Origin of the sequence: Mesorhizobium sp. M0778, assembly GCF_040320105.1 — a bacterium.
Lineage (GTDB): Bacteria > Pseudomonadota > Alphaproteobacteria > Rhizobiales > Rhizobiaceae > Mesorhizobium.
The window spans coordinates 102,830-128,242 of record NZ_JAMYPA010000017.1; the positions used below are offsets into that span (position 1 = coordinate 102,830).

Below are 25,413 nucleotides of genomic sequence, written 5' to 3' on the forward strand. Positions count from 1 at the left end.
ATTGCTGGTTGCAAGCACACGACCTCGAAACCAGATTACTATTCTCTGGCCATGCACTAGCCCGTCATTACTGCGCAATGGCGCCGGCAGCAAGGCCGATGGCTTTTTACGCTTGCTTTGGCGGGCCGAAATCAATAGGCAACAGACCGTTCGGAGTGTAGCGCAGCCTGGTAGCGCATCTGGTTTGGGACCAGAGGGTCGGGAGTTCGAATCTCTCCACTCCGACCATTCATCAAGCAAATCTCGTCGGCAGCGCAAGCTGATCACGCTCGAGCGTGATCCGTCGCCGTATCATGCTCAGGCAACGGACGGACAGCACGAGCCTGCGCTGCCCGTCCGATATGGAAGATGTCAGCCCTGGATGAAGGCCAGCAGATCCGGATTGATGATCTCCGGATGGGTGGTGCACATGCCGTGCGGCAGGCCCTTGTAGATCTTGAGCGTGCCGTGCTTCACCAGCTTGGCCGCAAGCAGCGCGGAATCGGCGATCGGCACGATCTGGTCGTCGTCGCCATGCATGATCAGGACGGGAACCTCGATCTTTTTGAGATCGTCGGTGAAATCGGTCTCCGAGAATGCCTTGATGCAGTCGTAATGGGCCTTGGCTCCGCCCATCATGCCCTGGCGCCACCAATTGTCGACGGCGCCTTGCGAGATCTTGGCGCCGTCGCGGTTGAAGCCATAGAACGGGCCGGCCGGCACATCCCTGTAGAACTGGGCGCGATTAGCGGCCAGAGCCGCGCGAAAGCCGTCGAAGACTTCGATCGGCAAGCCGCCGGGGTTGCTGTCGGTCTTGACCATAATCGGCGGCACGGCGCCGATCAGCACCGCCTTGGCAACACGGCCTCCGCCGCCATAAAGCGCGACGTAACGCGCCACCTCGCCGCCACCGGTCGAGTGGCCGATGTGGATCGCATCCCTGAGATCGAGATGCGCCGCGAGCGCCGCAACATCGGCGGCGTAGGTGTCCATCTCATTGCCGGTCGCGGTCTGCGACGAGCGGCCGTGGCCGCGGCGGTCATGGGCGATGACGCGGTAGCCCTTTTCGACGAAGAACAGCATCTGGTTGTCCCAGTCGTCTGAGCTCAGCGGCCAGCCGTGATGGAACACGATCGGCTGGCCCTTGCCCCAATCCTTATAGAAAATCTCGGTGCCGTCATGGGTGGTGAATGTGCTCATCGTCCTACTCCTTGATGGAAAGCTGGGAGGTAACAGGGAAGCTTTTAGCCCCTTCAGCTGGACAAATTATAACAGTGCGGTCAGGGTGAGCATTGGCAAAACGGACATTCAACGTGGCAAAACTGACAAATGACGGCTGCGCGTGATCTGATCGAAATCGGCCTTGTCTTGTATCCCGGCGTGCAGGAAGCAGCCGTGCTCGGCCTGACCGATCTTTTCATGCTGGCAAACCGGCTGGCTGTCGAGCGGTCGCCGGAGGCGGCGAGGCTTCGCGTCAGCCATTGGCAATTGGACGCGGGCAATACCGTAATCCGCACCTTCGACAGCGACCCCGGCGCCGACAATGAACCGGCCATGGTCATCCTGCCGCCGACCCTGCTGCAGCCGATCCCTCGCGAGGCGGCCGCGCCCTATGCCGGCTGGCTCAGGGACCGTCATGCGGCAGGCGCGACGCTCGGTTCGGTCTGTGCCGGCGCCTTCGTGCTTGCCGAGACCGGCCTGTTGTCCGGTCGCGCCGCGACAACGCACTGGGCCTATCGCGACGCGCTGGCGCTACGCTTTCCAGACATCTTGCTCGACGCCGACAGGCTGGTCATCGACGATGGCGACATCATCACCGCGGGCGGCTACATGGCCTGGACCGACCTCGGCCTCAAGCTCGTGGACAGGGTGCTCGGGTCAACCGTCATGATGGACACGGCGCGTTTCATGCTGGTCGATCCGCCGGGCCGCGAGCAACGTTTTTACAGCCCGTTTGCGCCGCGATTGACCCATGACGACGAAGCGATCCTCAAGGTGCAGCATTGGCTGCAGGCGAACGGCGCGCGCGACGTGACGCTCGGCGCCATGGCCGAGCATGCGGGGCTGGAGGAGCGGACCTTTCTGCGACGCTTCCGAAACGCCACTGGCCTCAGGCCGACCGAATATTGTCAGCACCTGCGGGTCGGCAAGGCGCGCGAGATGCTGGAAACCACGATACGATCGATCGACCAGATCGCCTGGGAGGTCGGCTATGACGATCCCGGCTCCTTCCGCAAGGTATTCGCCAGGATAACCGGCCTGGTGCCCGGCGATTATCGCCGGCGCTTTGGCGTGGAATGAGCTGTGATTGCGGGTGGAGAGAGCTGAGGCCCGGCCGCCGCGCAATGGCGCTATCGATTCGATGCTGCCAAAGGCAAGCTCGCCGGGAAGAGAACCCCAACCACCCCATCTCCCGGCGAGCCTACTTACCTGATTGATACGCAATCAGGACCGGGATCAGCCGGCAAGCTCTTTGTTGCAAGACAGATGCCAGTCTTTCTTCTCGAAATGGGACACAGACGGGAATGAGCTCCCTGATGTTCACGCCGAGGCTTTTTGCCTGATGTGCCGGATCAGTCGAATTCCTGAAATCAGCAGCAATGCGCCTCCGACTTCCACGACCAGGATCACGGCCGAGCCCCAGGGAATAGCTGGCCAAAACTCCGAAAAGGCTTGCCTGAGCCAGGTGCTATGAGCAGGCTCCTCGCCGTAGGTCCTGAGCATCAAGTCCGCGTAATCGAAGATCTCTTGGACCACGATCGCCGACCAGAACAGCGATGAGACAAGCCATATCAGTGCGATTCGTCTGACGATCGGGCTCATTCCAATACCTACTGTCAAAAAGATCGACTTGATTAGCACACCCGCCAAACGAGATCATCCCGCTATATCTCGAACTCGCCCTGCCCTTCATCCATGGCGCTGACCGTCTCGGCTGCGAGCGCTCGCGTTATCGGCGTCTTGCGCTCGAGCGCGGTGCGGTCGAGCCGTTCGACCACCCGCATGGCGGTGGCCAGCGAGCGTTCGATGCGGCGCACCAGGTATTGCACGACATGCGGCTCGACCTCGACCTGGCGGTCGGCGAACAGTTTTGTGATGACGCCGGCCAGCAAGAGATCGTCGGGCTCGTGGATCTCGACGGTAGCCGCCGCCTTGAGCCGCGACGCCAGGTCGGGCAGCCTGACGCCCCAGGCGGAGGGAAAGCGGCGCGCCGTCAACAGTAAGGTCGAGCCGGCGCCGCGCACCGCATTGATCAGGTGGAACAGGCCGTGCTCGTCGACCGGGCCGGCGTCGACATCGTCGATCAGGGCCGGATGCGCGCCGAGATTTTCGATACAGTCGCCGATGCGGGCGGCCTCCACTTTCACCGCGTCGGCGCGGGTCCGCCAGATCGAGGCCAGATGGGTTTTTCCCGAGCCGGCCGGCCCAGCCAGCACGACAACCGGCGACGGCCAGTCCGGCCAGCGGTCGACAAGCGCCGCGGCCTGGCTGTTGGTGGCGGAGACGACGAGCTCGTCACGCGAATAGCCGGTGCCGTGGCCTAGATCGAGCGGCAATTGGCGCGGCGGATCGATCTTGTTGTCCGGCATCTGGCTCAACCGCGCGCGCCCCCGCGGCGCCGAACCGGCAGCGGCGGCACCGGCTCGTCGGCATGGCCCTTGTAGAGCGGCGATTCGAGATAGCGCGCGATGGCGAAACGCACCAGAACGGCAACGGCGGCGGAAGCCGGAACGGCGATCAGCAGGCCGACGAAGCCGAACAGCGCGCCGAAGGCAAACAGCGCAAACATCAGCCATACCGGATGCAGGCCGACGCTTTTGCCGACTAACCGCGGCTGCAGGATGTTGCCCTCGATGAACTGGCCGACGAAGAACACGCCTGCCACTGCCGCGATCATGGTCCAGTCCGGCCAGAACTGGACGAAGGCAACGCCGACAGCCAGCACCAGCCCGGTCAGCGAGCCGACATAGGGGATGAACGAGATCAGCCCGGCGAACAGGCCGATGAGGATGCCGAAATTCAGGCCCGTCAGCGTCAGGCCGGTGGCATACATGGCGCCGAGCACCAGGCAGAGCGTACCCTGGCCGCGCACGAAGCCGGCGGTCGCGGTGTTGATGTCCCTGGCGATCGCCCGGACCGTCTTGACATAGTCGCGCGGCACCCAGCCGTCGACGATTGCCACCATGCGGTCCCAGTCGAGCAGCATGTAGAAGGCGACGACCGGCGTCACCACGAACAGGCTGACAACCGAGACCAGCGCCACGCCGGAGCTCCAGATCGAGGTGAAGACCGTAGTCAGGAGACCGAAGCCGGAGGTCAGCAGCGAGTTCAGCCCTTCGCGCAGGCCATTGGCGTCGACGCCGAATTTCTCTTCCAGCCATTTCGGGTCGAAACTGGTGATCAGGCTCTGCAGCCGGGTCAGATAGTCCGGCAGCTTGCTGGCGAAATCAGCCATCTGCGAGGCGAGCACCGGAACCAGGATGACGACGGCCAGCACCAGGACGACGATAAAGGCGATGAGGATGACCACCGTCGCCATCAGCCTGGACAGGCCGAGACGCTCCAGCCGGTCGGCGACAGGGTCGAGGAAATAGGCGAGCACCATGCCGGCGACGAAGGGCAGAAGGATGCCGCTGAAGACATAGAGGAAGACGGCGAGGATGATGGCGCTGACCAGCCAGAAGCGGATCTGGCGGCGAAACGACGCCGATGCCGCAGCCTCCGCTGCCGCGGCTTCGGCCTCGGCGTCGATCGACCGTTCGTCGGGTCCCTGGTGTTCAGGTGCCCCGCGTTCAGGTGCCGGGTGTGGAGCCTTCGCCATAGCCGCTCATATGCCTCAGCCAAGCCACGAGATAGGCCGCGGCCGAAGCCACGGTCAAGACCCCGGACAGCAATATGAGGGCCGGCCTCAGCGGATCGAGACGGATGTCAAAGGCGAGTTCGCCCAACACCACTGCCGCCAGCACGATCTGGATCGCGGTGTTGGCCTTCGACACCAGGAGCGGCTTCATCTCAACCGGATGCGCCATGACGGTGGACAAAAGCACGGCGCAGACGATCAGCGCGTCGCGCGACACCATGGTGATGACCAGCCATAGCGGCAACTCGCCGCTGATGCCCATGACCACGAAGACGGAGACCAGCAGCAGCTTGTCGGCCATCGGGTCGAGATAGGCGCCGAGCCTGGAAAACTGATTGAAATGGCGGGCGATGAAGCCGTCGACGCCGTCGGAAATGCCGGCAATGAGGAAGCCGGCAAAGGCCCAGTCCCAGCGTTCCTGCAGCATGGCCAGCACCACGGCCGGCACCAGCACGAAGCGCATGATCGTGATCATGTTGGGGATGGTCAAACGCATTATCCCGTCGCTCTTGTTTGTCGATACATGATGGAGATGGATGGTCACGGCAAGTGAGAAGCGACAAAAGTTGGGCCGTGCACGGGTTTGTCGAGAGCGCACTGGCAGCGAAGCTGTTTGGAACAAGCGGCGCAGCGGCTGGACTCTTCGGCAACCATCAAGGCACCATGGCGCAACAAAGAGGGAGTGGAAGCTTGTCTTTGGCCATTGGCGAAGCGCGTAAGTATCTCGATACGTTCATGACGGGACATGGCTTTCGCCGCATCCGGAAAGGCGTCTTCGAAGTCGACCGGAGCCACGATATCAGCCTGATTCTCGAAGAGGCCTTTACTGCAAGCTCTGGCGATGTTCATGTGAACATGCTCGTTTACCTGGACTTTCTTACCGTCAGGCCGTTGCTTGAAAGGCTGTACGGCAAAAAATGGATCTGGCCCGGACTGTCGCAGTTTCATCCTGAAACGATATTTAACAATGAGCTGAAAGCTTATGCTCGTTACTTCAAGCACCTTGACCAGACGAGCATAGATAGGTTGCTGGGGAAATATGTCGAGCTGGCGCGACGGATCAGGGCTCAGAACCCGGACCTCGCCAGTTACGTCGCCGGACATAGCGAGTTGCTCGACAAACCTTACGAATTCACACAGCCCTTCGCGGTTCGGATCCTCGCGCTGATTGCCTGCGAAATCGAACTTGGGCACTACGAGCGGGTGAAGCAGGCTGTGCACTGGATTCGAACGAACAATAGCGGAATAGCGCTGAGCGGCTACGCCAAGGCACAACTCGACCGCGTCGACATGGTTCTGGCGGAACGAGAGGGACGTCCATAAGGGCGGCAGCTTGGGCGACTGTCCACTCTTTTGTCGAGCCAAGACAGTCTGATCCCGCCGTCATCCTTGCGAGGTGCGGCCGTTCATGCGAAGAGCCCGGGAAAGCAATAGCTTATTTTCCCTACTGCTGAATGACGATGGCGCAGAGAATCACAATCGCTTGGCGAGTAACGCTTTGCTATCTGGCCGGACTGACAGAAAGTCTGCTGGCTTTCGCATCTTTCGGAGCCCCGCACCGCAACATAGCGACGCAAGATCTTCTGTGGGCCTTCGCTCTTGAGCTGGCCGTGGGCGTGGTCGTCTCTTGGCCCCTCTGGCTGACGGCTGCGGTCGTGGCGTTTCTGTTCGCGAGGTCGGTCGTTGCAAATCCAGGTCTGTGGGCTGCCGCGGCGGCTTTGGTCGCCGCCGGCTTCTCGTATGGAATCCTGCCCTTCGACGGTGAAATCAGGTCTCTTGCCACCGTCGGTGGCCTCGCCGCAATTCTGGCGGGGATTTCTTTTTACTGTTGGAGTATATCGCACCCGGTTCCGCCGGTATCCAACTGAAAACACCATCATCGCGCGCTTGCCTTGCGGGGCAAAACCGTTCATGCGAAGAGCCCGCAAGCGAATGAAACCAGCGACAGGCAAGCGCAACAGATGAGCAGGCGCCGGAAATGAGCAAGCGCAAGAACGGGCTCACCTATGCCGAAGCGGGCGTCGACATCGATGCCGGCAATCTCATGGTCGAGAAGATCAAGCCGCTGGTGCGTGCGACCCGCCGGCCGGGCGCCGATGGCGAGATCGGCGGCTTCGGCGGCCTGTTCGACCTAAAGGCCGCCGGCTTCACCGATCCGGTGCTGGTCGCCGCCAATGACGGCGTCGGCACCAAGCTGAAGATCGCCATCGACGCCGGCAAGCACGATACGATCGGCATCGACCTCGTCGCCATGTGCGTCAACGACATCGTCGTGCAAGGCGCCGAGCCGCTGTTCTTCCTCGACTATTTCGCCACCGGCAAGCTCGATCCCGACCAGGGTGCTTCGATCGTCGGTGGTATCGCCGCCGGCTGCCGGCAGGCCGGCTGCGCGCTGATCGGTGGCGAGACGGCGGAAATGCCGGGCATGTATCACGACAAGGACTACGACCTTGCCGGCTTTGCAGTTGGTGCCGCCGAACGCGGCCAGCTGTTGCCGACCGACGACATCGTCGAGGGCGACGTGCTGCTCGGCCTTGCCTCGTCGGGCCTGCATTCGAACGGCTTTTCGCTGGTCCGCCGCATCGTCGCGATAAGCGGCCTTGGCTGGGGCGATCCGGCGCCGTTCAATGACGAGGCGACACTGGCCGAGGCGCTGCTCGAGCCGACGCGCATCTACGTCAAGTCGATCCTCAAGGCGATCCGCAACACGCATGGCATAAAGGCGCTGGCCCATATCACCGGCGGCGGCTTTCCCGAAAACATCCCGCGCGTTCTGCCCAAGGATTTTTCGGCCGAGCTCGATCTCGGCGCCATCGAGGTGCCACCGGTGTTTTCGTGGCTGGCCAAGACCGGCGGCGTCGCGCCGGAAGAGATGATGCGCACCTTCAATTGCGGCATCGGCATGATCCTGGTCGTCGCCTCCGGTCAGGCGGCGCAGGTCGCCGCCGTTCTGCAGGAGGCCGGCGAGACGGTGACGCCGATCGGCCAGATCGTGCCGCGCCGCGATGCCGGCGTCATCTATCGGGGCTCGATCGGCCTATGACCAGAAAACGCACCGTAGTGCTTATTTCGGGGCGCGGCTCCAACATGACGGCGCTGATCGCGGCCGCCGGCAGCCCGGCCTATCCGGCCGAGATCGTCGGCATCATCTCCGATCGCGCCAATGCCGCCGGCCTCGGCATCGCCGCGGCTCGCGGCATCGCCACCAAGGTGATTTCGCGCTCCGATTATGCCAGCAAGGAAGCGCATGACGGGGCGATCGATGCGGCCCTCTTGTCGTTCGGCGCCGAAATCGTCGCGCTGGCCGGCTATATGCGCATCCTCGGCGCGCGTTTCGTCGAGAAGTGGCAGGGCCGGATGGTCAATATCCACCCTGCCCTGCTGCCTGCCTTCAAGGGGCTGGATACGCACGCGCGAGCCATCCGCGCAGGCATGCGCATCCATGGCTGCACAGTGCATTTCGTCACGCTCGACATGGATGACGGGCCGATCATCGCCCAGGCCGCAGTGCCGGTGATGGTCGGCGACAATGAGGACACGCTGGCCGCGCGCGTGCTCAAGGCCGAGCACCAGCTCTATCCGCTGGCGCTGGGCCTGGTCGCCGAAGGCAAGGCGCGGATGGAAGGCGGCCGCACGGTGTTTTCGCGCTTCGCCGACGATGCCGACAATGCCACGTCGGTGGTGATCGCGCCCGACCCGCTGCGCGAAGAGACCGATCTCGAGCACCTGGCGCGGATAACGCCGTGAGGGTCCGTAGAAAAAGCCAATAAATCGTCGGGGTCGGCAGAAACAGACCAATGGACGTTTTCGACAGCGCGATCCGCACAAAAGGTGATCTCGCCGGCGTCTTCGAGTATGACGAGGCGGACGATCCGAACAGTGCCACGGCATATTTCTATCTTTGTCGAACCGAGGACGGGCGGGCCGATTCTGTCATCGAAGCAATTCACATTCGATCGGGCGATTGGGCTATCACTGAAGCAGACATTTCGGTCAGATGGGATAAAGATGAACGGCGCGTAGGCCTGTTCATCTTTGGTGTGCTTTGGGCGAGTTTTGATACCGCCATGGGCACAAAGCATGGCGGCGGATATGGGAAAGACTTTCAGCCGGACATCCCTTGGACTTGAATTGAAACCATGATGCAATTGCTGCTCCTGCGTCACGCTAAGTCGAGCTGGGACGATCCTGGCCTCATCGATTTCGACCGGCCGCTGTCCGGGCGCGGGCGGAAAGCAGCGCCGCTGGTCGGGCGCGAACTGACCCGGCGCGGCTGGCTGCCGGAGCTGGCGCTGGTGTCGCCGGCGCTGCGCACCCGCGACACATGGCGGCTGGTTTCGGCGGAATTGCCGGCGAAGGTGCAGGCCAAATTTGCCCAGGCGCTCTACGAGGCAGCGGCGGCGGACATCCTCGCCAAGGTGCGGCAAGTAAAGGCGGAGACCGGAACGCTGCTGGTGCTTGGCCACAATCCCGGGTTGGAGGAGTTCGCGCGCGGGCTTGCCGGGGCTGGATCGGATGAAGCGGCGCTGAAAAAGCTGGCGGAAAAATTCCCGACCGCGGCCCTGGCTCGGTTCGACGTCGATGGCGATTGGGCCGGTCTCACCTTCGGCAGCGCCCGACTGACGCACTGCATTTGGCCGAAGGATCTGCGTTAGGGATTTACCAACAGGCCGGGGGAAAAACCGCCGATCCCTCGACCGACCGAGCTTCGCACAAACAAGAGCGGCGGGCCAAGCCCGCCGTTCTTTGTGCTCCCGGGGTTTGAGGAACTAGCGGCCCCAGTTGCCCCGGCCAGATTGGGGCACTACGGGCTGATCCGTGCCGAACCGGGTCGTCGCCCCGGTGTCGACGGCGTTGTGCTCAGCCGTCAGCGGCTTGCGGACGGAACCGGTAAACCCGCTGTCGATAGCGCCGACAGGCGCATTGCCAACAGGCGCGGCCGGCTGGTTGGCACCGTCCGAACCATAATGGTCGCTGCCGGCAAAGGCGCTGCCCGTGGCGGTGAGGACGATAGCGGCGATGGTAAGAGCAATCTTGGTCATTTCAGGTACTCCAGTTTACTGGTCATTCGTGAGTTGTCGTTGCTTTCGACGCATTCGAGATGAGAGCGCTGCCGCGCCGACGAATACGCATCGGCTTTTTCCGACGTGCACGTTGCTGGACGATTTCAGCAACCGAGATTGTGACTACAGATGAACCTGCAATTCAAAGTATTCGATTGGCGCAGGATGCGATCCGGCGCTCGTCCCGGCTGATACGCGAAAGCAAGAGTAGCGGGCCAAGCCCGCCGCTCTTTGTGTTCCGGGGCTGTGATAATCAGCGGCCCCAGATGCCTTGGCCGGATTCAGGCGCCACCGACTCGGAAGTCGTCTTGGCACCGGTATGCTCGGAAGTAACCGGCTTGCGGATCGAGCCGGTGAACGTGTTGTCAACGTTGGCAGCAGGAGCGGCCGGCTGGTTGACGTTGTCCGAGCCATAATGGTCGCTGCCCGCAAAAGCGGTGCCGGTGGCAACGAGGATGGCGGCGGCGGTAAGAGCGATCTTGGTCATTTCGGGTACTCCGGTATTTCTCTGTTCTGTCCGTCAAGTGGCGTGCCTTGGGAGGAATTCGCGTCGCTCGGACCACCCCGAGATGGGTCGGCACACCTGTCGTTTCCAATCACGAAAATTTTGTGCCGGTGCGCCAAATTGGCCGCTTGAAATCCGGCATGCGGCTCCTTTCGCCACAATGTGCTTGTTTATTTTCAATTGGTTATGCCGAAAAGCGGGATTTGCGGCGCGAGCATTCTTGAGCCGGCGTTCACCCCCTCCTGTACGCTCTGTCAACAGAACCGAACCGTTCGGTTTGACTTCTTTCTTTCGCTTGACTGATCTGCTCTTCAGAGCCTCGATCGACATGCCTGCCGACCGATCAATGCCCAGTAAAAATCACGCTGCCAGCTCAGCGCCAGCGGTGTCATGCTTGGGCCGCGCGCTGGCCAGAAGCACCACGGGGCAGTTGCAGGCGGCTAAAACAGCGCCGGCGGTTTCGCCGAAGAACAGGTCCTCACCCGGACGTTGGGTGACACCCATCACGACGATCGCCGCGCCTTTGGCCGCCTCCCTAGTGATCGCCTTGTCGGGTGTGACGCGGGTATGGAACGCGGTGTCGATATGCAGGCCGTAGCGGCCCGCCAAGTCGGCGATGTCTTTCAGCACGGCCTCTTCGCGGCTATGCGACACGGATGTCGACCTGCGCCCCTTGGCTGCTTTTTGCGAGACGTAGAGAACCTTGATCCGCGCCCGGTTTGGACGGGCCAGCGCCAGCGCCAAGTCGGCGGCGCGGCGCGCCACCTGGGTACCGTTGACGGGGACGAGAATGCTGGTGCCGGCCTTCAGCGTTGGCATCTTTTCGGCAGCATTGCCGCCGTTCAGGACCAGGCAAAGCGGGCCGTCAAATCCTGCGGCAATGTCGTTGAGGGCCGGCGCGAAGGCGCCATCGGCGGTCAGCACATTGTCAAGGCCGACCAGCAACAGGCCGTATCCCTTGCGGGCCTCTTCGGCGATCGTCTCACCGGTGGCTTCCAACTCGGTGCGGGCCGTCAGGTGGACTTTGCCGACAAGCGTATCTTCGATCCGTTTTACCGCCTGGGCGCTTTTTTTTGCACCCTTCTTGATTTCCTGCAGGGCGCGCTCCTGCCCCTTGCTGTCGGCTGGCCTGTCAATTCGGCCGTCTTTCGGCTGAAGCAAGGTGGTGGGCAGGCGAAGCAAGGTAGTGGGCATGCCGCTGCCTCCGCCGACCAGTCCGGCGAGATGGGCAGTGAACTTGCCGATCCTGCTGTCGTCGACCAGCACCAGCAGCCGCTCCAGCCTGGAAATGAAGCCGTATTCGTCCAACGCCTCGCGCTCGACACGCTGCTGCTCGTCGTGCCCAACCGGCAGCCGGCCGAGCGCCCAGCGCAGCATCGGCGGCATGGCCAGCGTGGTGATCACGGCCATGGTGACGATCATGGTGAAGAGATTGTGCGACAGGATGTTCATCGACAGGCCGATGCTGGCGACGATCACCTCGGTCGAGCCGCGCGCGTTCATGGCGCTGCCGACGGCGATTGCTTCCTTGAACGACATGGCGGCGAGCCTGGCGCCGATGAAGGCGCCGCCAAACTTGCCGATGCTGGCGATAACCACCAGAGCGCCCGTCAGCATGGCAAGCGTCGGATCGGCAAGCACTGTGAGGTCGGCGGAAAGCCCCGCCATGCCGAAGAAGATCGGCATGAACAGCGCGGTGATGACGCCGCGCAGCTGGCCTTCGATATGGCTGGAGAGGATGGGCGATTCACCGACAAGAATGCCGGCGACGAACGCACCCAGGACGGTATGCACGCCTATCATATTGGTGATCAGCGCCATCACGCCCATGATGATGAGGATCATGGTGATCACCGCGAACTCGCTGTGGAATTGATCGTTGGTCCAGCGGATCAAGGTGAAGACAAGACGGCGGCCAATGGTGAAGGAGAACACCATGAATAGTGCCACCGCGGCGATGGTGGTCACCAGCGGCGCGAACTGCAGCCTGCCATTGGTGGCGATGCCGAAGGTTACGGCGATGATAAGCCAGCCGATCGTGTCCTCGATGATCGCCGAGGAAATAATCACCTGTCCGAGGTTGCGGCGCATGAAGTTCATCTCGCGCACCACCATGGCGACGATCTTGACCGACGAGATCGACAGCGCGGTGCCCAGGAACAGCCCGGCGACGGTGCGTTGCGTGGCGTCAGACAGCAATGCGCCCGGCAGGAACTGCGCCAGCGCGAAACCGCAGATGAAGGGCACCACGACGCCGGTCGCCGAAATGGAAAAACAGGCCGCGCCAACCCGGCGCACCAGCCGCAGGTCGGTCTCCATGCCGGTCAGCAAAAGCAGCATCAGGATGCCGAGCTGTGAGACGGCGTCGATCATGCCCTTTTGCGCAGGATCGCTGGGAAAGATCAGGTGCTGAGCCGATGGCCATAGCCAGCCGAACAGCGAAGGACCGAGCAGGATGCCGCCGATCAGTTGGCCCATGATTGCCGGCTGGCCATAGCGCTGCAGCACTTCGCCCAGGCCGCGCCCGACAAGCAGCAGCAGGACGATCTCGGCAACGAAAGCGCCTTCGCCCGAACCGCCCATTCCCGAAGCCTTGGTTCCGGCAACAAGCGTCTCCGCCGCCCGGGCCGCTCCTGCGGGGACGAATGCACAAACTAACAGCGCCAGGCTGGAACGTGTCGGAGCCTGCCAAGCCATGAAACCCCCATCGCCCAATGCACCTGCCCCACAACGCGCGACAGGCCGTTGCGTTGCTAGACAGGGCATTGCTAGACGTGGACGTCACCGAAGGAGAGTTCGCCGTCGTCGCTCTCCGTCAGGTAGGCTGCCATCAGCAGGCCGGCATAGAGGACGGCGACCAGCACGACGATGGCGCCACCAGGAACTGGACCCAGCGCAGCACTGGTGACGGCCTCACGCATCGACCCGACGAAGCCGATGCGGACGCCTTCGTTTAAGAGGCTGGGGGTCGACAGTTTGAGGATCCAGGCCAGCAGCAGGATCAGCAGCATGTAGATGTAATTGCGACGCAGACGGCGCGCCAAAGCCACGCGTTGCGAAATCAGGAATTTTGGTGCGCGCAGGCTCTCGCCGACGATCAACAGCCAATCGGACGCAAAATCCGGCTGCGGTGAGAATACCTGTGCGAAATAGTGCCGTTCGAACTGGCGCACGCGAGCCCGATAGAAGTCGAAGAAGCGGTATCGCCGCGCCTCGATCCACAGCAGCAGCAGAACAAGCAGCATGGCAAACAGCAGCACGCCATGGTGAGCGCTGGCTGTCGAAAGCGAGACGGACAGCATCGCCGCGACAACCGTTATCGCCCAATTGCTCGTCCGGTCCAGGCGGTCGCGCCACCCAGCCATGCGCGCAATCTCGGCGCGATGGAAGTGGGACATCGTGGTTACGAGTTCGCCGGACGAAAGCGTTCGCCCGATGGGGTCCGGCGCCGCCAACGCTTCTGCCATGACCATGCCTCCACCCGCCATGCGAAAACGGCCGGAGGAACATATCGTTCCGAACGCTTCAAGTTGCCGGGCGCAGCCAGACCTTGTTGTCGTGGAAGGCGGCGCCGCCATAGGGCGCCGGCGCATCGGCGCCAGTCAGCACGTTGATGCCCTCGCCGCGCTCATGGGCGCTGTTCGGCCAGATGCCTTCGGCGATGACCACGCCGCGCTTGATGCCGTCGAACAGTTTTGCGTGCAGCACCACTTCGCCACGCTGGTTGCCGACTTCGATGCGGCCGCCGTCGGCGACGCCGAGTGCCGCCGCATCATCGGGATGCAAGAGCAGCTCCGGCCGGCGCTCTTTTGCCTGCGACACCGGCGTTTCGGTGAAGGTCGAATTGAGGAAATTGCGCGCCGGCGAGGTGGTCAGCCGGAACGGGTGCGCCTCGTCCGCCACCTCGATCAGATCGACATGGTCGGGGAATTCCGGCAGGCTCGCCACCGGCCCGAACAGGCCCATGCTTTTCGGTGGCCGATTGGGCGACGCCTGGCCCGTCCAGTCGGCGCGAAAATGAAACTTCTTGTCGGCATGGCCGAAGCCGTCGAGGTAATGCGCGGCATCGAAATCCGGCTGCAAATCGACCCATTTCTGCTCTTTCAGGCTCGAAAAGCTGCCCAGCCCGCGCTTGCCCAGAATGACGTCGATATGCTGCTGCTCGGTCATGCCGAAGCCCGGGCGATCGGCGACACCGAGTCTTTTGCCGAGTTCCTCGATGACGAAATGGTTGGTGCGCGGACCTTCCGGTGGGTCGATCAGCTTCGGCCCGAGCGTGATGTGCTGGTTGCCGCCGCCCTTGTAGACGTCGTCGTGCTCGAGAAACATCGTCGCCGGCAGCACCACATCGGCGAGCTTGGCGGTGTCGGTCATGAACTGCTCGTGCACGCAGGAGAACAGATCGTCGCGCAAAAAACCCTGCTTCACCAGCCGCTGCTCCGGCGCGACATTGACCGGATTGGTGTTCTGGATCAGCAGCGCCGTCACCGGCGGGCCGCCATAGAGCGCATCCTCAGCCCCGGTCAGCACCGGGCCGATGCGCGAATGGTCGAGATGACGGATCGCGGGGTCGCGCATCCGCGTGCCTTCGAGCAGTTCCTGATTGAGCTTGAAGATGCCCGAATTGGTATGGAAGGCGCCGCCGCCTTCATATTGCCAGCAGCCGGTGACCGCGGCGATCGAGGCTGCGGCGTGCATGTTGACCGAACCGTTGCGCTGGCGCGAAAACCCGTAGCCGAGGCGGAAGTAGGTCTTGTTCGTCGTGCCGACGAGACGGGCGAAGGTCTCGATTTCGTCGACAGAAAGCCCGGTGATATCAGCGGCCCATTGCGGCGTCCTCGTTTGAAGATGCGCTTCCAGACCATGCGGGTCGTCGGTGTATTTTTCCAAATAAGCGCGGTCGGCCATGCCGTCACGGAACAGCACGTGCATCACCGCGCAGGCCAGCGCGCCGTCGGTGCCGGGCTTCAGCACTAGGCCGAGATCGGCCTGCTTCATCGTCGCGTTCTCGTAAACATCGATGACGACGATCTTGGCTGCGCGTTCCTTGCGCGCCTTGATGGCGTGGGTCATGACGTTGACCTGCGTGACCACGGCGTTGGTGCCCCAGATCACCACGCAGTCGGATTTGCCCATCTCGCGCGGATCGGGGCCGCGCAGTGCGCCTGCCCCCATCATCCAGCCGGTCCAAGCCAGATTGGTGCAGATCGAACCGAAGAAGCCGGAGTATTTCTTGGCATGCCTGAGCCGCTCGATGCCGTCGCGCTGCACCAGACCCATCGTGCCGGCATAGTAATAGGGCCAGACCGTCTCCGAGCCGAATTTCGCCTCCGCGGCGATGAACTTTTCGGCGACGAGGTCAAGCGCAGCCTCCCAGCTCGATTCCTTCCAGGCGCCCTCGCCCTTGGCGCCGGCACGGACCAGTGGCTTCAGCAAGCGGTCGGGGTGATGGACGCGGTCGGCATAGCGGGCGACCTTGGCGCAGACAACGCCGGCCGTGTAGCTGTTGGTCTTGGCGCCATGGACACGGCCGATGCGCCTGGCGTCGAGCAACTCGACCTCGAGCGCGCAAGTCGAGGGACAATCATGCGGACAGGCCGAATGGCCGATTTTGAGCTTGGCGTGTTGATTCATGGGCGCAAACTAGCCGGTTGTGATAGCGGCGTGTAGGGCCAGTTACAGGCCATCAATGCGCTTGAGCAACGCGTTGTAGGCGCCGCATTTCGGGCAATGTATGTGGCGCTCGACATGCGATGATCCGGCTCCGGCGTCGATGACCAGCAGATTGCCGTCTCCACACTCAGGACATTTTACGACAGCTCCGGAATTGACGGCCAAAACCTTGGCAGCTTCGATCCACAGTTTTGCCGACATCGTCCTACTCCGCCGTGCCTTCCTCGTACTCCGCCGACATCGACAGCCATTTCTCCTCGTGGCCGGCTAGCTGTTGCGCAAGTTGTGAGCGCTCCTTGGCCAACCTTGTCGCGGTCGAGGGGTCCTTTTCGTAGACGGCCGGGTTGGCGAGTTCGTCCTCGATCAGGTCGATGCGCTTACGGAGGCGGTCCATCAGCGCTTCGGTGGCGCGGATTTCCTTGGCCAGCGGCTCGAAAGCGGCGCGGCGCGCGGCTGCATCGCGGCGGCGGTCGGCCTTCGAGGCTTTGTCCGCCTCGCGCTTGCCGCGGCGGTCGCCGGAGACGCCGGTGACCAGCGTCTTGTAGTCCTCGAGGTCGCCGTCATACGGATTGACCGCGCCGTCCTTGACCAGCCACAGCCGGTCGGCGGTCGCCTCGAGCAGATGGCGGTCATGCGAGATCAGGATGACCGCGCCGGGAAAATCATTCAGCGCATGGATCAGCGATTCACGGCTGTCGATGTCGAGATGGTTGGTCGGCTCGTCGAGGATGAACAGGTTCGGCCCCTCGAAGGCCGACAGGCCCATCAAGAGCCGCGCCTTTTCGCCGCCGGACAGATCCTTGGCGGCGGTGTTCATCTTTTCGGTTGTCAGGCCGAACTGCGCGACGCGACCGCGCACCTTCGATTCCGGCGCTTCCGGCATCAGCCGGCGGACATGCTCATAGGCGTTTTCGTCGGGCCTGAGATCGTCGAGCTGGTGCTGGGCAAAGATTGCCACCTTCAGCCCGGGCGCCACGGTCATGCCGCCGGTCTCCGGCTTCAGCCGGCCGGCCAACAGCTTGGCGAAGGTCGACTTGCCGTTGCCGTTGGCGCCGAGCAGCGCGATGCGGTCGTCGGCATCGACGCGCAGCGTCATCTTCTTCAGGATCGGCGCACCCTCGGTATAGCCGACATTGACGTTGTTCAGCGCGATGATCGGCGAGGCCACCGTCTTCACCGGCTCCGGAAAGGAGAACGGCCGAACCGTGTCGTTCACAATCGCGGCGATCGGCTTCATCTTCTCCAGCGCCTTGATGCGCGACTGCGCCTGCCTCGCCTTCGACGCCTTGGCGCGGAAGCGCTCGACGAAGGATTCCATGCGCTTGCGCGCGGCTTCCTGCTTCACGCGGCCCTTCTCCTGCAATTCGCGCTGCTCGGTATATTGGCGCTCGAACTGATCGTAGCCGCCGCGCCAGAACGTCAGCTTCTTCTGGTCGAGATGGACGATCGAATTGACGGCTCGGTTGAGCAGGTCGCGGTCGTGCGAAATCAGCAGCACAGTGTGCGGGTATTTCGACACGTAGTTTTCCAGCCACAGCGTGCCTTCGAGATCGAGATAATTGGTCGGCTCGTCGAGCAGCAGCAGATCGGGCTCGGCAAACAGCACCGCGGCCAGCGCGACGCGCATGCGCCAGCCGCCGGAGAAGGACGAGGCCGGGCGCCGTTGTGCGGCGTCGTCGAAGCCGAGGCCGGCGAGAATGGTGGCGGCGCGTGACTCGGCCGAGTGCGCATCGATATCGGCCAGCCGCATATGGATATCGGCGATGCGGTGCGGATCGGTCGCCGTCTTTTCCTCTTCGAGCAGCGCACTCCGTTCAAGGTCGGCCTTGAGCACGATCTCGATCAGCGGCTCCTCGGTGCCCGGCGCTTCCTGAGCGACCTGGCCGATGCGTGTGTTCTTGGGCAGACTGATCGAGCCGGTCTCGGAGGCGAGGTCGCCGGTGATCGCCTTGAACAAGGTCGTCTTGCCGGTGCCGTTGCGGCCGACAAGGCCAGCCTTGCTGCCGGCCGGCAAGGTCAGCGAGGCATGGTCGAGAAGCAGGCGTCCGGCCATGCGGAGCGAAAGGTCGTTGATGATCAGCATGGCCGCGCTTTTGCACGGGACAACCATGCTTCGCAAGGGCTTGAGCCCCGGTTCGCCGCATAAGGCGCGAAAACCGGCAAGCAGGTGACGCCGACCCCCGCGCACCGCGACTTCCCGCAAAACGCAAAAAGAACCCGCTATCCTGAGGGGGGACAAGGAAAGCGGGTTCTTTCGTGAACGGCGGCCTTGGGAGCGTCCGATCGACACCCAAACACGCAGCAGCCGGGTTTGTTCCATGGGATAGACAAACCATGTGATGAACAAACGCCGGCGTGGCGGCAGGTTTGTCCACAGGGCGTGCCGTTTGTACGCTATCGGACCATGACGCTGCGGAAAGACTCGGCTATTCTTGGATGTGCGGCGGGCCTGATCTCCGCCTGGCCGGCGTCATCAGCTTCCTCCCAAGCGGCGCCGGCCACCCTTTTTTGACCGGCGCCGACGCCATTTGAAGCGGTCATTGTTTCGGCGGCGTGCCGGGCTGATCGCCGCCGGTCGTCGACTTCGGCACCGGATTCTTGTCGACCTGCGGATTCTGCTCGACCGTATCGCCAGGGGCCTTGGTCGGCTGGATGTTGTTGTCGCAACCCGCAACGGTCAGAGCTGCCACAAGCAGCAGGATTGAGCGCTTTTTCATCGCAGTCTCCTCTCGCCCGACAACGAGGCGTCGGCGATTTGGTTGCGCGATCGGTGTCGTTCCCGCATTCGCCGAGCAGTCGGGGAACAAAATGCCGCGTCTCCGGTTGCTCCAGAATCAATGGAGGAAGCCATGATCCGTCTGCTTATCGCCGGGGCAATCGTCTATGTTGCCTATCGCGTCGCCAAGAAAGTGATCGACGAGGTGCCCGACGATTTCGATCCGCTGCTGCTGCCGCCACCAGAAGACGATCGCGAGGCGCTGCGGCGGCAATCGGCAAGGATGGGCGTCGAGCCCGGGCGTTAGTCAACAGGCCTGCCCGCAAGGCTTCTTCGTTCACGAGCCCTATCCCGGCTCCGCAAACCGTTGCGAACAAAGCAGAAACGATGCTTGATGGGCGATGAACCTCGCCGCCCGTGATTCGTCCTTCCAGCCGGCCTATCTGGCAAAGCTCAACGCCGAGCAGCGGCTTGCCGTCGAACATGGCGACGGCAAGGTCGCGGGACCATTGCTGGTGATTGCCGGCGCCGGCTCCGGCAAGACCAACACGCTGGCGCACCGGGTCGCGCATCTGATCGTTAGGGGTGCCGATCCGCGCCGCATCCTCTTGATGACATTTTCCCGCCGTGCCGCGGCGGAAATGGCCAAGCGGGTCGAGCGCATCGCCGGCGAGGTGCTGGGCCGCGATGCTTCTGTCATCACCGATGCGCTGAGCTGGGCCGGCACGTTCCACGGCATTGGCGCCAGGCTGCTGCGTGATTATGCGCTGGAGATCGGTCTCGATCCCGCCTTCACCATCCACGACCGCGAGGATTCCGCCGACCTGATGAACCTCGCCCGCCACGAGCTTGAGTTTTCGAAGACCGAAGCCCGCTTCCCGACCAAGGGCACCTGCCTTGCGATCTATTCGCGTGCCGTCAATGCACAGGCGCCGCTCGGCGAGGTGCTGGGTTCGGTGTTCCCGTGGTGCGCCGGCTGGGCCGAACAGCTGAAACAATTATTCGCCAGATATGTCGAGGCCAAGCAGGCGCAGAACGTGCTCGATTACGACGATCTGCTGCTCTACTGGGCGCAGATGGCCGGCGAGCCGGAAATCGCCGCGCATCTGGGTGCACGTTTCGACCATGTGCTGGTCGATGAATACCAGGACACCAACCGGCTGCAGGCCTCGATCCTGACGGCCCTCAAGCCCGACGGATCGGGGCTGACGGTGGTCGGCGACGACGCGCAGTCGATCTATTCGTTCCGCGCCGCGGAAGTGCGCAATATCCTGGATTTTCCCAAGCAGTTCGCGCAGCCGGCCGAGGTCGTCATGCTGGAGCGCAACTACCGCTCGACCGAGACGATCCTGGCGGCGGCCAATGCGGTGATCGGCGAAGCGTCGGAACGTTTCACCAAAAATCTCTGGTCGGAGCGCAAATCGGCGGAAAAGCCGAAGCTGGTGAGCGTGCGCGACGAGATCGAGCAGGCGAGCTATGTCTGCCAGGCGATACTCACCGAGCGCGAGGCCGGTACCGTTCTCAAAGCGCAGGCCGTGCTGTTTCGCGCCTCGCACCATAGCGGCCCGCTGGAGATCGAACTGACGCGCCGCAACATCCCCTTCGTCAAATTCGGCGGGCTGAAATTCCTCGATGCCGCCCACGTCAAGGACGTGCTGGCCGTGCTGCGCTTTGCCGAAAACCCACGCGACCGCGTCGCCGGCTTTCGCGTGCTGCAACTTCTGCCCGGCATCGGCCCTTCGGCCGCGAATGCGATTGTCGAGACCATGGCGACGTCGCTCGACGAGACGATGGGGCTTGCCCGCTACCGGCCGCCGCAGCGCGCCGCCGACGACTGGCCGGGCTTTGTCGCGCTCTATTGCGGCCTGCGCGCCGGCGCAAAGAAATGGCCGGCCGACATCGAGCAGGTCAGGCTCTGGTACGAACCGCATCTGGAACGTATCCATGAGGATGCGACGACGCGCCGGGCCGATCTGCTGCAGCTCGAGCAGATCGCTTCCGGCTATGGATCGCGCGAGCGCTTCCTCACCGAGCTGACGCTCGATCCGCCGGACGCGACCAGCGACGAAGCCGGACCTCCGCACCGCGACGAGGATTATCTGATCCTGTCGACCATCCATTCGGCCAAGGGCCAGGAGTGGAAGAACGTCTTCGTGCTCAACACCGTCGACGGCTGCATCCCGATCGACCTAGGGGTCGGCAGCAAGGAGGACGTCGACGAGGAGCGGCGGCTGCTCTACGTGGCCATGACGCGGGCCAAGGATAGCCTGCATTTGGTGATGCCGCAGCGTTTTTTCGTCCACGGCCAGGCGGCGCGCGGCGACCGCCATGTCTATGCCTCGCGCACGCGCTTCATCCCGCGCCCGATCCTTGGTGCCTTCGAGCAGGTGGCGTGGGCCAGCGTCCAGGCCAGGGACGATCCGCGCCGCCAGCCGCAGGTGCGTGTCGACCTCGGCGCCCGCATGCGCGGCATGTGGAAATAGGCACGCGCCCTCGCCGCTGGCGCTGCTCTCCCGGCGACCACCCCCAGAGCCGGCGAAAAACAAATTCCGGCAACATGGAACCTCGCGCCGTGATCCGCGTTTCTGCCCGACCCCCAGACCGGAGAACGGCGTCCGCTGTGACCTCCGCCCATTCGAGAGGCCAGAATGCACGACAGGACGTTTTCCACACCGGTCGCCCTAACCGTTGGCGCCGGCTACAAGCGGACGATCGCTTCGTTCTCCGAGATGCACGAGTTCCTGACCGAGTTCCCGCCTTCGCGCCGGCGGCTGAGCTATGGCGCCGCGGTAAAGGCCTGCGAGGCGGCACGCGCCGGCGAGATCTCGGCCGAAGCGGCACGCGACGCCCTGATCACCTTCGCCGTGACGGCCGGCATCCTCTGGCCGGCCGCCCAGCCGGCAGTCTCGGTCAAGCCGGTCGTCCGGGGCCTCGGCGGCTACGCCGCCTGACGCAACCTCTTCGTCATCATGGCCGGCCGGAGATGCGGTCCGTTGTCGGTGGTTTTAGGTCGGCAGATCCTAAATCAGCTGCCTTCTGATGCTCATCCGGGTCACCGCAGTCACAAGAATGGCGCCGATCATGAAATAGATGGTCGCGACAATGTCGCCCTGGTGGAAATAATAACCGGAGTTGAGAAGCGCCAGGACCACGGCGAAGAACGCCACAAGGCGCAAGGGTTCATTGGGCATGCGTGCCAATTCTCGCTGTTGCTGCTGAATGCTGCTGAAGCGGCCGCCCTCACGACCATGCGCTCCATAAAATGTTTTGGCGCTTTTTGCAATCTCGGCAGATCGTCCCTATCGACCATCCGCTTCACCAGCCGCCCCAGGTTCAGGCGAATGCCCTGCCCTCCTCGCTGCGCTGGAACATCGTCAGGTCCAGTCCGAGGCTTGGCTTGCCCAGAACGGTCAGGATCGCATGCGCCTGGCCGCGGTGGTGGGTCTGGTGGTTGAAGAAGTGGTCGAGCGCCGGCGCCAACCGCTGCGAGACGGTGCGCATATCCGAGACGGTCATGTAGGAGAAGCGGCCCGACAGCGCCTTGTCGCTCAAGCCGGCAACCCAGTCGATGATCCGTTTGTCCTCGGCCTCGCGCGCCAGCCGCAAGCCTGGCAAGGCGCGGTGCAGGATCGTGTCGAGCCTTGCCGGCGCGTCGCCCTCGCCGGTGAAGCGTTTCATCCAGATACGGTCGGCTGCCAGGAGGTGGTTGAGCGTTCCCATCATCGAGCCGAAGAAGACGCCGACATTGCGGTCGAACTCTTCCTCGTCGAGATCGGCGGCGGCATCGTAGATGCGGCCATTGGCCCATTGATTGTAGGCCGCAAACATCCTGAAATGCTGTTTCATTCTTCTCTCGACCTGCGAGACCCTGTTTCGCGCGGGTCTGTTTCGGGCATAGTTAGACTGCGAGGACGCTGCCGCCAATGACCATTCTGCTCTATGACCTTGTCGGACGCGACGCCGCCCGCCCATTCAGCCCACATTGCTGGAAGGCGGCGATGGCGCTGGCCCACAAAGGGCTCGACATCACCAGCGTGCCGACCCGTTTTCTCGAAGTGCCGAAGGTGGAAGGCGGCGTCTCGAAGCTCGTTCCGGTGATCCGCGACGGCGAGACGGTGGTCGCCGATTCCTTCGCTATCGCGCTCTATCTCGAGGAGGCCTATCCCGAGCGGCCGACATTGTTTTCCGGCGACGGCGGCAAGGCGACGGCGCGCTTCATCGAACGTTGGTCGCAGCTGACCATCCATCCCTACGTCACCACCGCTGCGATATTGGACCTGCACGCCATGCAGGACGAGGCGAACGCCGCCTATTTCCGGCAGAACCGCGAGCAGCGCTTCGGCAAGCGCCTGGAGGCGGTATACACCACCCGCGACGCTGGGCTCGCCAGCTTCCGGGCCTCGCTGGAGCCGCTCCGCTCGATGCTTGGCTATCAGCCCTTCATCGGCGGCCCGTCGCCGCTATTTGCCGACTACATCGTTTTCAGCGCGCTGCAATGGGCGCGCATCGCCACGCCCTACCGGCTGCTCGACGACAGCGACGTCGTGGCGCAATGGTTCGAACGATGCCTCGATCTGCATGGCGGCCTCGGCCGCACGGTCGCGGCGGCGGCGATCGCCCCGCTCGATAGTTGAAATCGGCAGTTTCATCGGCAACGCCACATTTTGTTCTTGCTTTGTGCCGGCAGCTATGCTACTAATTTGGGTATGGTGCTGATTCGTATCGACGACCCGCCCGGCTTGCCGAGGCGGGTTTTGTTTTGCCGGTCGAGGTCCAACTGCGTTGCCGGCAGGGACGTTGTCCGGCCTTAACTGAAAGTTGCCAGCCGGCGAAATGCGACAATGCGGGTAGACGAAGTGTCGCTCGAAGCGCCTCATCCGTGCCTGGATCGAAGCAAACAAGACGAACATCCGGCGAACCGGGCAATCACAACAAAGGCAGCGCGCCATGACCGCAAACCCAGAGTTCCCGGCCGACTTTCGCGCCGGGCTCGCCAATCTCTTCCTGTGGCGGCGCGACGTCAGGCGGTTCAAGCCGACGCCGCTCCCCGAAGGGGCGCTGGAGCGGCTGCTCGAGCTTGCCAGCGCCGCGCCTTCCGTCGGGCTGAGCCAGCCCTGGCGCTTCGTCGTCGTCGAGAGCGAAGCATGCCGCGCTGCCGTCAGGGCCTGCTTCGAGCGCTGCAACGCGGAGGCACTCGCAAATTTTTGCGGCGAACGCGCCGCGCTCTATGGGCGCCTGAAGCTTGCCGGCCTGAATGAGGCGCCCTGCCAGCTTGCGGTTTTCGCCGACCGCGCAACCGAGCAAGGGCATGGGCTCGGCCGCCTGACCATGCCAGCCACCATAGACTATTCCGCTGTCATGGCAGTCCACACGATGTGGCTGGCGGCGCGCGCCGAAGGAATAGGCATGGGCTGGGTCTCGATCCTCGATCCGGCCGAGGTGGCGACGATCCTGGACGTGCCGGCGGAGTGGACGCTGATCGGCTATTTCTGTGTCGGCTATCCAAGCGAGGAACACAGCGTGCCGGAACTGGAACGGCAAGGTTGGGAAGTCCGGCGCGCTTCGATCGTGATAAAACGGTAGTGCAACGGCGGCGCTGCCATTCTTTTTGCAGGAAAGCCATTCTCTTTGCAGGGGAGAATGACTCCTCCGCTGCAGGGCAGAATGGATATCATGGATGTCTCGCCGATCGTCAGCATCGCCAACAAGAGACCAAGGCAAAGCCAGTCGTGACGGCCTTGATCTGAGGAAGGGCATAGAATGTTTCGCTGCGAGGTGCAGGCCGAGATCTGGGTCTATCCGGGCAAGGGCGGCTGGCATTTCGTGACGCTACCGCCGGAACCTGGAGCATGGATCAAGACGGCGATGGTGGGGATGGCAAGGCCCTGGGGCTCGCTTGGCGTGGAAGCCGTCATCGGCCAGACCAGATGGCGGACATCGCTGTTTCCCGACAAGAAATCCGGCAGCCTGCTCTTGCCGATCAAGACGGCGGTGCGGGTCCGCGAAGGCCTTAGGGCTGGCGACACGGCCAACCTGACGATCGAGATAGAGCTATGACACATTGGGTCTGGCTGACGGCGACGCGCTGTGCGCCCACCTCCCCTTGGCAAGCCGGCGGGCGGCTTGTATAGAGCCCGCCACCCTCAATTCCACTCTCCATCACAAGGACGATCCCATGGCGCTCGAACGCACCTTTTCCATGATCAAGCCGGACGCGACCCGTCGCAATCTCACCGGCGCCATCACCAAGATACTGGAAGATGCCGGCCTGCGCGTCGTCGCTTCGCGCCGGGTGTGGATGAGCCGCCGCGAGGCAGAAGGTTTCTATGCCGTCCACAAGGAGCGTCCGTTCTTCGGCGAGCTGGTCGAGTCCATGTCGTCGGGCCCGACCATCGTGCAGGTGCTGGAAGGCGAGAACGCCATTGCCAAGAACCGCGAAGTGATGGGCGCCACCAATCCGGCAAGCGCCGCCGAAGGCACCATCCGCAAGCTGCACGCGCTGTCGATCGGCGAGAATTCCGTGCATGGTTCCGATGCGCCGGAAACCGCCGCGCAGGAGATCAAATACTGGTTCTCGGACACCGAGATCGTCGGCTAAGCCGGCATCCCGAACCCA

The 25,413-nt window shown here is 63.1% G+C and carries 29 protein-coding genes and 1 tRNA gene; 14 read left to right on the forward strand and 16 right to left on the reverse strand.

The features are described from left to right. Positions 1-151 precede the first annotated feature (151 nt). Positions 152-228: transfer RNA gene (locus NKI22_RS22315), tRNA-Pro, on the forward strand. A gap of 123 nt (positions 229-351) precedes the next feature. Here the strand turns inward: NKI22_RS22315 and NKI22_RS22320 are convergent. Continuing rightward, a complete protein-coding gene (locus NKI22_RS22320; RefSeq protein ID WP_352495572.1) occupies positions 352-1,179 on the reverse strand; it encodes an alpha/beta fold hydrolase in 828 nt (275 codons plus the stop codon). 129 nt (positions 1,180-1,308) lie between these two features. On the opposite strand from NKI22_RS22320, the gene NKI22_RS22325 reads away from it, so the two are divergent. Continuing rightward, positions 1,309-2,280, forward strand: coding sequence for a GlxA family transcriptional regulator (locus tag NKI22_RS22325; protein WP_352495573.1), 972 nt, complete (start codon positions 1,309-1,311; stop codon positions 2,278-2,280). A gap of 240 nt (positions 2,281-2,520) precedes the next feature. Here NKI22_RS22325 and NKI22_RS22330 read toward each other — a convergent pair whose 3' ends face one another. The 4 genes from NKI22_RS22330 to NKI22_RS22345 form a co-directional block, all read right to left on the reverse strand. After that, the gene (locus NKI22_RS22330) at positions 2,521-2,802 is read right to left on the reverse strand and encodes a hypothetical protein (RefSeq protein WP_352495574.1); all 282 of its coding nucleotides are present in this window, start codon (positions 2,800-2,802) and stop codon (positions 2,521-2,523) included. Positions 2,803-2,864: 62 nt separating this feature from the next. Continuing rightward, complete coding sequence (gene hdaA, locus NKI22_RS22335; RefSeq protein ID WP_023719758.1) at positions 2,865-3,569, reverse strand: DnaA regulatory inactivator HdaA; 705 nt, start codon at positions 3,567-3,569, stop codon at positions 2,865-2,867. A 5-nt stretch (positions 3,570-3,574) separates the two neighbouring features. Continuing rightward, positions 3,575-4,801, reverse strand: coding sequence for an AI-2E family transporter (locus NKI22_RS22340; RefSeq protein ID WP_023719759.1), 1,227 nt, complete (start codon positions 4,799-4,801; stop codon positions 3,575-3,577). Next, a complete protein-coding gene (locus NKI22_RS22345; RefSeq protein WP_023719760.1) occupies positions 4,773-5,330 on the reverse strand; it encodes a CDP-alcohol phosphatidyltransferase family protein in 558 nt (185 codons plus the stop codon). Before NKI22_RS22345 ends, NKI22_RS22340 begins: the two co-directional genes overlap by 29 nt. A 59-nt stretch (positions 5,331-5,389) precedes the next feature. Here NKI22_RS22345 and NKI22_RS22350 point away from each other — a divergent pair, with 59 nt between their 5' ends. Continuing rightward, a complete protein-coding gene (locus NKI22_RS22350; RefSeq protein WP_352814886.1) occupies positions 5,390-6,163 on the forward strand; it encodes a hypothetical protein in 774 nt (257 codons plus the stop codon). 83 nt (positions 6,164-6,246) lie between these two features. On the opposite strand, the gene NKI22_RS22355 is transcribed toward NKI22_RS22350, so the two are convergent. Then, positions 6,247-6,753: a hypothetical protein gene (locus tag NKI22_RS22355; RefSeq protein WP_352814884.1), complete on the reverse strand. Its 507-nt coding sequence runs from the start codon at positions 6,751-6,753 to the stop codon at positions 6,247-6,249. Positions 6,754-6,818: 65 nt separating this feature from the next. Between NKI22_RS22355 and purM the strand changes: the two genes are divergently transcribed. Genes purM through NKI22_RS22375 form a run of 4 tightly spaced genes read left to right on the forward strand, consistent with a single transcriptional unit; the run spans position 6,819 to position 9,495 of the window. Further along, complete coding sequence (gene purM, locus NKI22_RS22360; protein WP_023719763.1) at positions 6,819-7,883, forward strand: phosphoribosylformylglycinamidine cyclo-ligase; 1,065 nt, start codon at positions 6,819-6,821, stop codon at positions 7,881-7,883. Next, complete coding sequence (gene purN, locus NKI22_RS22365; protein ID WP_352814882.1) at positions 7,880-8,587, forward strand: phosphoribosylglycinamide formyltransferase; 708 nt, start codon at positions 7,880-7,882, stop codon at positions 8,585-8,587. Before purM ends, purN begins: the two co-directional genes overlap by 4 nt. A 50-nt stretch (positions 8,588-8,637) precedes the next feature. After that, a complete protein-coding gene (locus tag NKI22_RS22370) occupies positions 8,638-8,970 on the forward strand; it encodes a hypothetical protein (protein WP_352481778.1) in 333 nt (110 codons plus the stop codon). A gap of 9 nt (positions 8,971-8,979) precedes the next feature. Beyond that, on the forward strand, positions 8,980-9,495 hold the full coding sequence (locus tag NKI22_RS22375) for a SixA phosphatase family protein (protein WP_023719766.1): 516 nt from the start codon (positions 8,980-8,982) through the stop codon (positions 9,493-9,495). A gap of 114 nt (positions 9,496-9,609) precedes the next feature. Here NKI22_RS22375 and NKI22_RS22380 read toward each other — a convergent pair whose 3' ends face one another. The 8 genes from NKI22_RS22380 to NKI22_RS22415 form a co-directional block, all read right to left on the reverse strand. Continuing rightward, positions 9,610-9,882 (reverse strand): DUF680 domain-containing protein, encoded by a 273-nt coding sequence (locus NKI22_RS22380; RefSeq protein ID WP_352814880.1) that lies wholly within the window; start codon positions 9,880-9,882, stop codon positions 9,610-9,612. A gap of 274 nt (positions 9,883-10,156) precedes the next feature. Beyond that, entirely contained in the window at positions 10,157-10,390 is a 234-nt protein-coding gene (locus tag NKI22_RS22385; RefSeq protein WP_254820269.1) for a DUF680 domain-containing protein, read from the reverse strand. A gap of 378 nt (positions 10,391-10,768) precedes the next feature. Next, entirely contained in the window at positions 10,769-12,991 is a 2,223-nt protein-coding gene (locus tag NKI22_RS22390; RefSeq protein ID WP_352850300.1) for a cation:proton antiporter domain-containing protein, read from the reverse strand. Between the two features lie 185 nt (positions 12,992-13,176). After that, entirely contained in the window at positions 13,177-13,875 is a 699-nt protein-coding gene (locus tag NKI22_RS22395) for a DUF2270 domain-containing protein (protein ID WP_352814875.1), read from the reverse strand. 58 nt (positions 13,876-13,933) lie between these two features. Continuing rightward, complete coding sequence (locus NKI22_RS22400; protein WP_352814873.1) at positions 13,934-16,042, reverse strand: molybdopterin-containing oxidoreductase family protein; 2,109 nt, start codon at positions 16,040-16,042, stop codon at positions 13,934-13,936. Positions 16,043-16,084: 42 nt separating this feature from the next. After that, a complete protein-coding gene (locus tag NKI22_RS22405) occupies positions 16,085-16,282 on the reverse strand; it encodes a hypothetical protein (RefSeq protein ID WP_352814872.1) in 198 nt (65 codons plus the stop codon). Positions 16,283-16,286: 4 nt separating this feature from the next. Beyond that, positions 16,287-18,164, reverse strand: coding sequence for an ABC-F family ATP-binding cassette domain-containing protein (locus tag NKI22_RS22410; protein ID WP_352958896.1), 1,878 nt, complete (start codon positions 18,162-18,164; stop codon positions 16,287-16,289). A 454-nt stretch (positions 18,165-18,618) separates the two neighbouring features. Continuing rightward, a complete protein-coding gene (locus NKI22_RS22415; RefSeq protein WP_023719775.1) occupies positions 18,619-18,798 on the reverse strand; it encodes a membrane lipoprotein lipid attachment site-containing protein in 180 nt (59 codons plus the stop codon). A 132-nt stretch (positions 18,799-18,930) separates the two neighbouring features. Between NKI22_RS22415 and NKI22_RS22420 the strand changes: the two genes are divergently transcribed. The 3 genes from NKI22_RS22420 to NKI22_RS22430 all read left to right on the forward strand — a co-directional run bounded on the left by NKI22_RS22420 (position 18,931) and on the right by NKI22_RS22430 (position 21,748). Further along, positions 18,931-19,104, forward strand: coding sequence for a hypothetical protein (locus NKI22_RS22420; RefSeq protein ID WP_023719776.1), 174 nt, complete (start codon positions 18,931-18,933; stop codon positions 19,102-19,104). A 94-nt stretch (positions 19,105-19,198) separates the two neighbouring features. Next, positions 19,199-21,280: an ATP-dependent helicase gene (locus NKI22_RS22425; protein ID WP_352850295.1), complete on the forward strand. Its 2,082-nt coding sequence runs from the start codon at positions 19,199-19,201 to the stop codon at positions 21,278-21,280. 165 nt (positions 21,281-21,445) lie between these two features. After that, positions 21,446-21,748: a DUF982 domain-containing protein gene (locus NKI22_RS22430; RefSeq protein ID WP_023719778.1), complete on the forward strand. Its 303-nt coding sequence runs from the start codon at positions 21,446-21,448 to the stop codon at positions 21,746-21,748. A gap of 69 nt (positions 21,749-21,817) precedes the next feature. Here the strand turns inward: NKI22_RS22430 and NKI22_RS22435 are convergent, their stop codons facing one another. Both NKI22_RS22435 and NKI22_RS22440 read right to left on the reverse strand, forming a co-directional pair. Then, positions 21,818-21,988 (reverse strand): hypothetical protein, encoded by a 171-nt coding sequence (locus NKI22_RS22435; protein ID WP_023677663.1) that lies wholly within the window; start codon positions 21,986-21,988, stop codon positions 21,818-21,820. Between the two features lie 142 nt (positions 21,989-22,130). After that, positions 22,131-22,643, reverse strand: a complete 513-nt coding sequence (locus NKI22_RS22440) for a DinB family protein (protein WP_352495582.1) — start codon at positions 22,641-22,643, stop codon at positions 22,131-22,133. A gap of 77 nt (positions 22,644-22,720) precedes the next feature. Here NKI22_RS22440 and NKI22_RS22445 point away from each other — a divergent pair, with 77 nt between their 5' ends. From NKI22_RS22445 to ndk, 4 genes are all read left to right on the forward strand, one after another. After that, a complete protein-coding gene (locus NKI22_RS22445; protein ID WP_352814868.1) occupies positions 22,721-23,431 on the forward strand; it encodes a glutathione S-transferase family protein in 711 nt (236 codons plus the stop codon). A 313-nt stretch (positions 23,432-23,744) separates the two neighbouring features. Beyond that, positions 23,745-24,380, forward strand: coding sequence for a 5,6-dimethylbenzimidazole synthase (gene bluB, locus NKI22_RS22450; RefSeq protein WP_352495584.1), 636 nt, complete (start codon positions 23,745-23,747; stop codon positions 24,378-24,380). 177 nt (positions 24,381-24,557) lie between these two features. Then, the gene (locus NKI22_RS22455; protein ID WP_352588611.1) at positions 24,558-24,854 is read left to right on the forward strand and encodes a DUF1905 domain-containing protein; all 297 of its coding nucleotides are present in this window, start codon (positions 24,558-24,560) and stop codon (positions 24,852-24,854) included. 118 nt (positions 24,855-24,972) lie between these two features. Further along, the gene (gene ndk / locus NKI22_RS22460) at positions 24,973-25,395 is read left to right on the forward strand and encodes a nucleoside-diphosphate kinase (RefSeq protein WP_023719783.1); all 423 of its coding nucleotides are present in this window, start codon (positions 24,973-24,975) and stop codon (positions 25,393-25,395) included. Positions 25,396-25,413 lie beyond the last annotated feature (18 nt).

Bases quoted from the DNA above. Each gene is read 5' to 3' on its own strand.
- NKI22_RS22320 (WP_352495572.1), bottom strand. From the start codon at position 1,179: ATGAGCACATTCACCACCCATGACGGCACCGAGATTTTCTATAAGGAT.
- NKI22_RS22395 (WP_352814875.1), bottom strand. From the start codon at position 13,875: ATGGCAGAAGCGTTGGCGGCGCCGGACCCCATCGGGCGAACGCTTTCG.
- purM (WP_023719763.1), top strand. From the start codon at position 6,819: ATGAGCAAGCGCAAGAACGGGCTCACCTATGCCGAAGCGGGCGTCGAC.
- NKI22_RS22420 (WP_023719776.1), top strand. From the start codon at position 18,931: ATGATCCGTCTGCTTATCGCCGGGGCAATCGTCTATGTTGCCTATCGC.
- purN (WP_352814882.1), top strand. From the start codon at position 7,880: ATGACCAGAAAACGCACCGTAGTGCTTATTTCGGGGCGCGGCTCCAAC.
- NKI22_RS22440 (WP_352495582.1), bottom strand. From the start codon at position 22,643: ATGAAACAGCATTTCAGGATGTTTGCGGCCTACAATCAATGGGCCAAT.
- NKI22_RS22385 (WP_254820269.1), bottom strand. From the start codon at position 10,390: ATGACCAAGATCGCTCTTACCGCCGCCGCCATCCTCGTTGCCACCGGC.
- NKI22_RS22380 (WP_352814880.1), bottom strand. From the start codon at position 9,882: ATGACCAAGATTGCTCTTACCATCGCCGCTATCGTCCTCACCGCCACG.
- NKI22_RS22400 (WP_352814873.1), bottom strand. From the start codon at position 16,042: ATGAATCAACACGCCAAGCTCAAAATCGGCCATTCGGCCTGTCCGCAT.
- NKI22_RS22405 (WP_352814872.1), bottom strand. From the start codon at position 16,282: ATGTCGGCAAAACTGTGGATCGAAGCTGCCAAGGTTTTGGCCGTCAAT.
- NKI22_RS22455 (WP_352588611.1), top strand. From the start codon at position 24,558: ATGTTTCGCTGCGAGGTGCAGGCCGAGATCTGGGTCTATCCGGGCAAG.
- bluB (WP_352495584.1), top strand. From the start codon at position 23,745: ATGACCGCAAACCCAGAGTTCCCGGCCGACTTTCGCGCCGGGCTCGCC.
- NKI22_RS22435 (WP_023677663.1), bottom strand. From the start codon at position 21,988: ATGCCCAATGAACCCTTGCGCCTTGTGGCGTTCTTCGCCGTGGTCCTG.
- NKI22_RS22390 (WP_352850300.1), bottom strand. From the start codon at position 12,991: ATGGGCGGTTCGGGCGAAGGCGCTTTCGTTGCCGAGATCGTCCTGCTG.
- NKI22_RS22370 (WP_352481778.1), top strand. From the start codon at position 8,638: ATGGACGTTTTCGACAGCGCGATCCGCACAAAAGGTGATCTCGCCGGC.
- NKI22_RS22430 (WP_023719778.1), top strand. From the start codon at position 21,446: ATGCACGACAGGACGTTTTCCACACCGGTCGCCCTAACCGTTGGCGCC.
- NKI22_RS22445 (WP_352814868.1), top strand. From the start codon at position 22,721: ATGACCATTCTGCTCTATGACCTTGTCGGACGCGACGCCGCCCGCCCA.
- hdaA (WP_023719758.1), bottom strand. From the start codon at position 3,569: ATGCCGGACAACAAGATCGATCCGCCGCGCCAATTGCCGCTCGATCTA.
- NKI22_RS22410 (WP_352958896.1), bottom strand. From the start codon at position 18,164: ATGCTGATCATCAACGACCTTTCGCTCCGCATGGCCGGACGCCTGCTT.
- ndk (WP_023719783.1), top strand. From the start codon at position 24,973: ATGGCGCTCGAACGCACCTTTTCCATGATCAAGCCGGACGCGACCCGT.
- NKI22_RS22375 (WP_023719766.1), top strand. From the start codon at position 8,980: ATGATGCAATTGCTGCTCCTGCGTCACGCTAAGTCGAGCTGGGACGAT.
- NKI22_RS22415 (WP_023719775.1), bottom strand. From the start codon at position 18,798: ATGAAAAAGCGCTCAATCCTGCTGCTTGTGGCAGCTCTGACCGTTGCG.
- NKI22_RS22425 (WP_352850295.1), top strand. From the start codon at position 19,199: ATGAACCTCGCCGCCCGTGATTCGTCCTTCCAGCCGGCCTATCTGGCA.
- NKI22_RS22325 (WP_352495573.1), top strand. From the start codon at position 1,309: ATGACGGCTGCGCGTGATCTGATCGAAATCGGCCTTGTCTTGTATCCC.
- NKI22_RS22355 (WP_352814884.1), bottom strand. From the start codon at position 6,753: ATGAACGGTTTTGCCCCGCAAGGCAAGCGCGCGATGATGGTGTTTTCA.
- NKI22_RS22330 (WP_352495574.1), bottom strand. From the start codon at position 2,802: ATGAGCCCGATCGTCAGACGAATCGCACTGATATGGCTTGTCTCATCG.
- NKI22_RS22340 (WP_023719759.1), bottom strand. From the start codon at position 4,801: ATGGCGAAGGCTCCACACCCGGCACCTGAACGCGGGGCACCTGAACAC.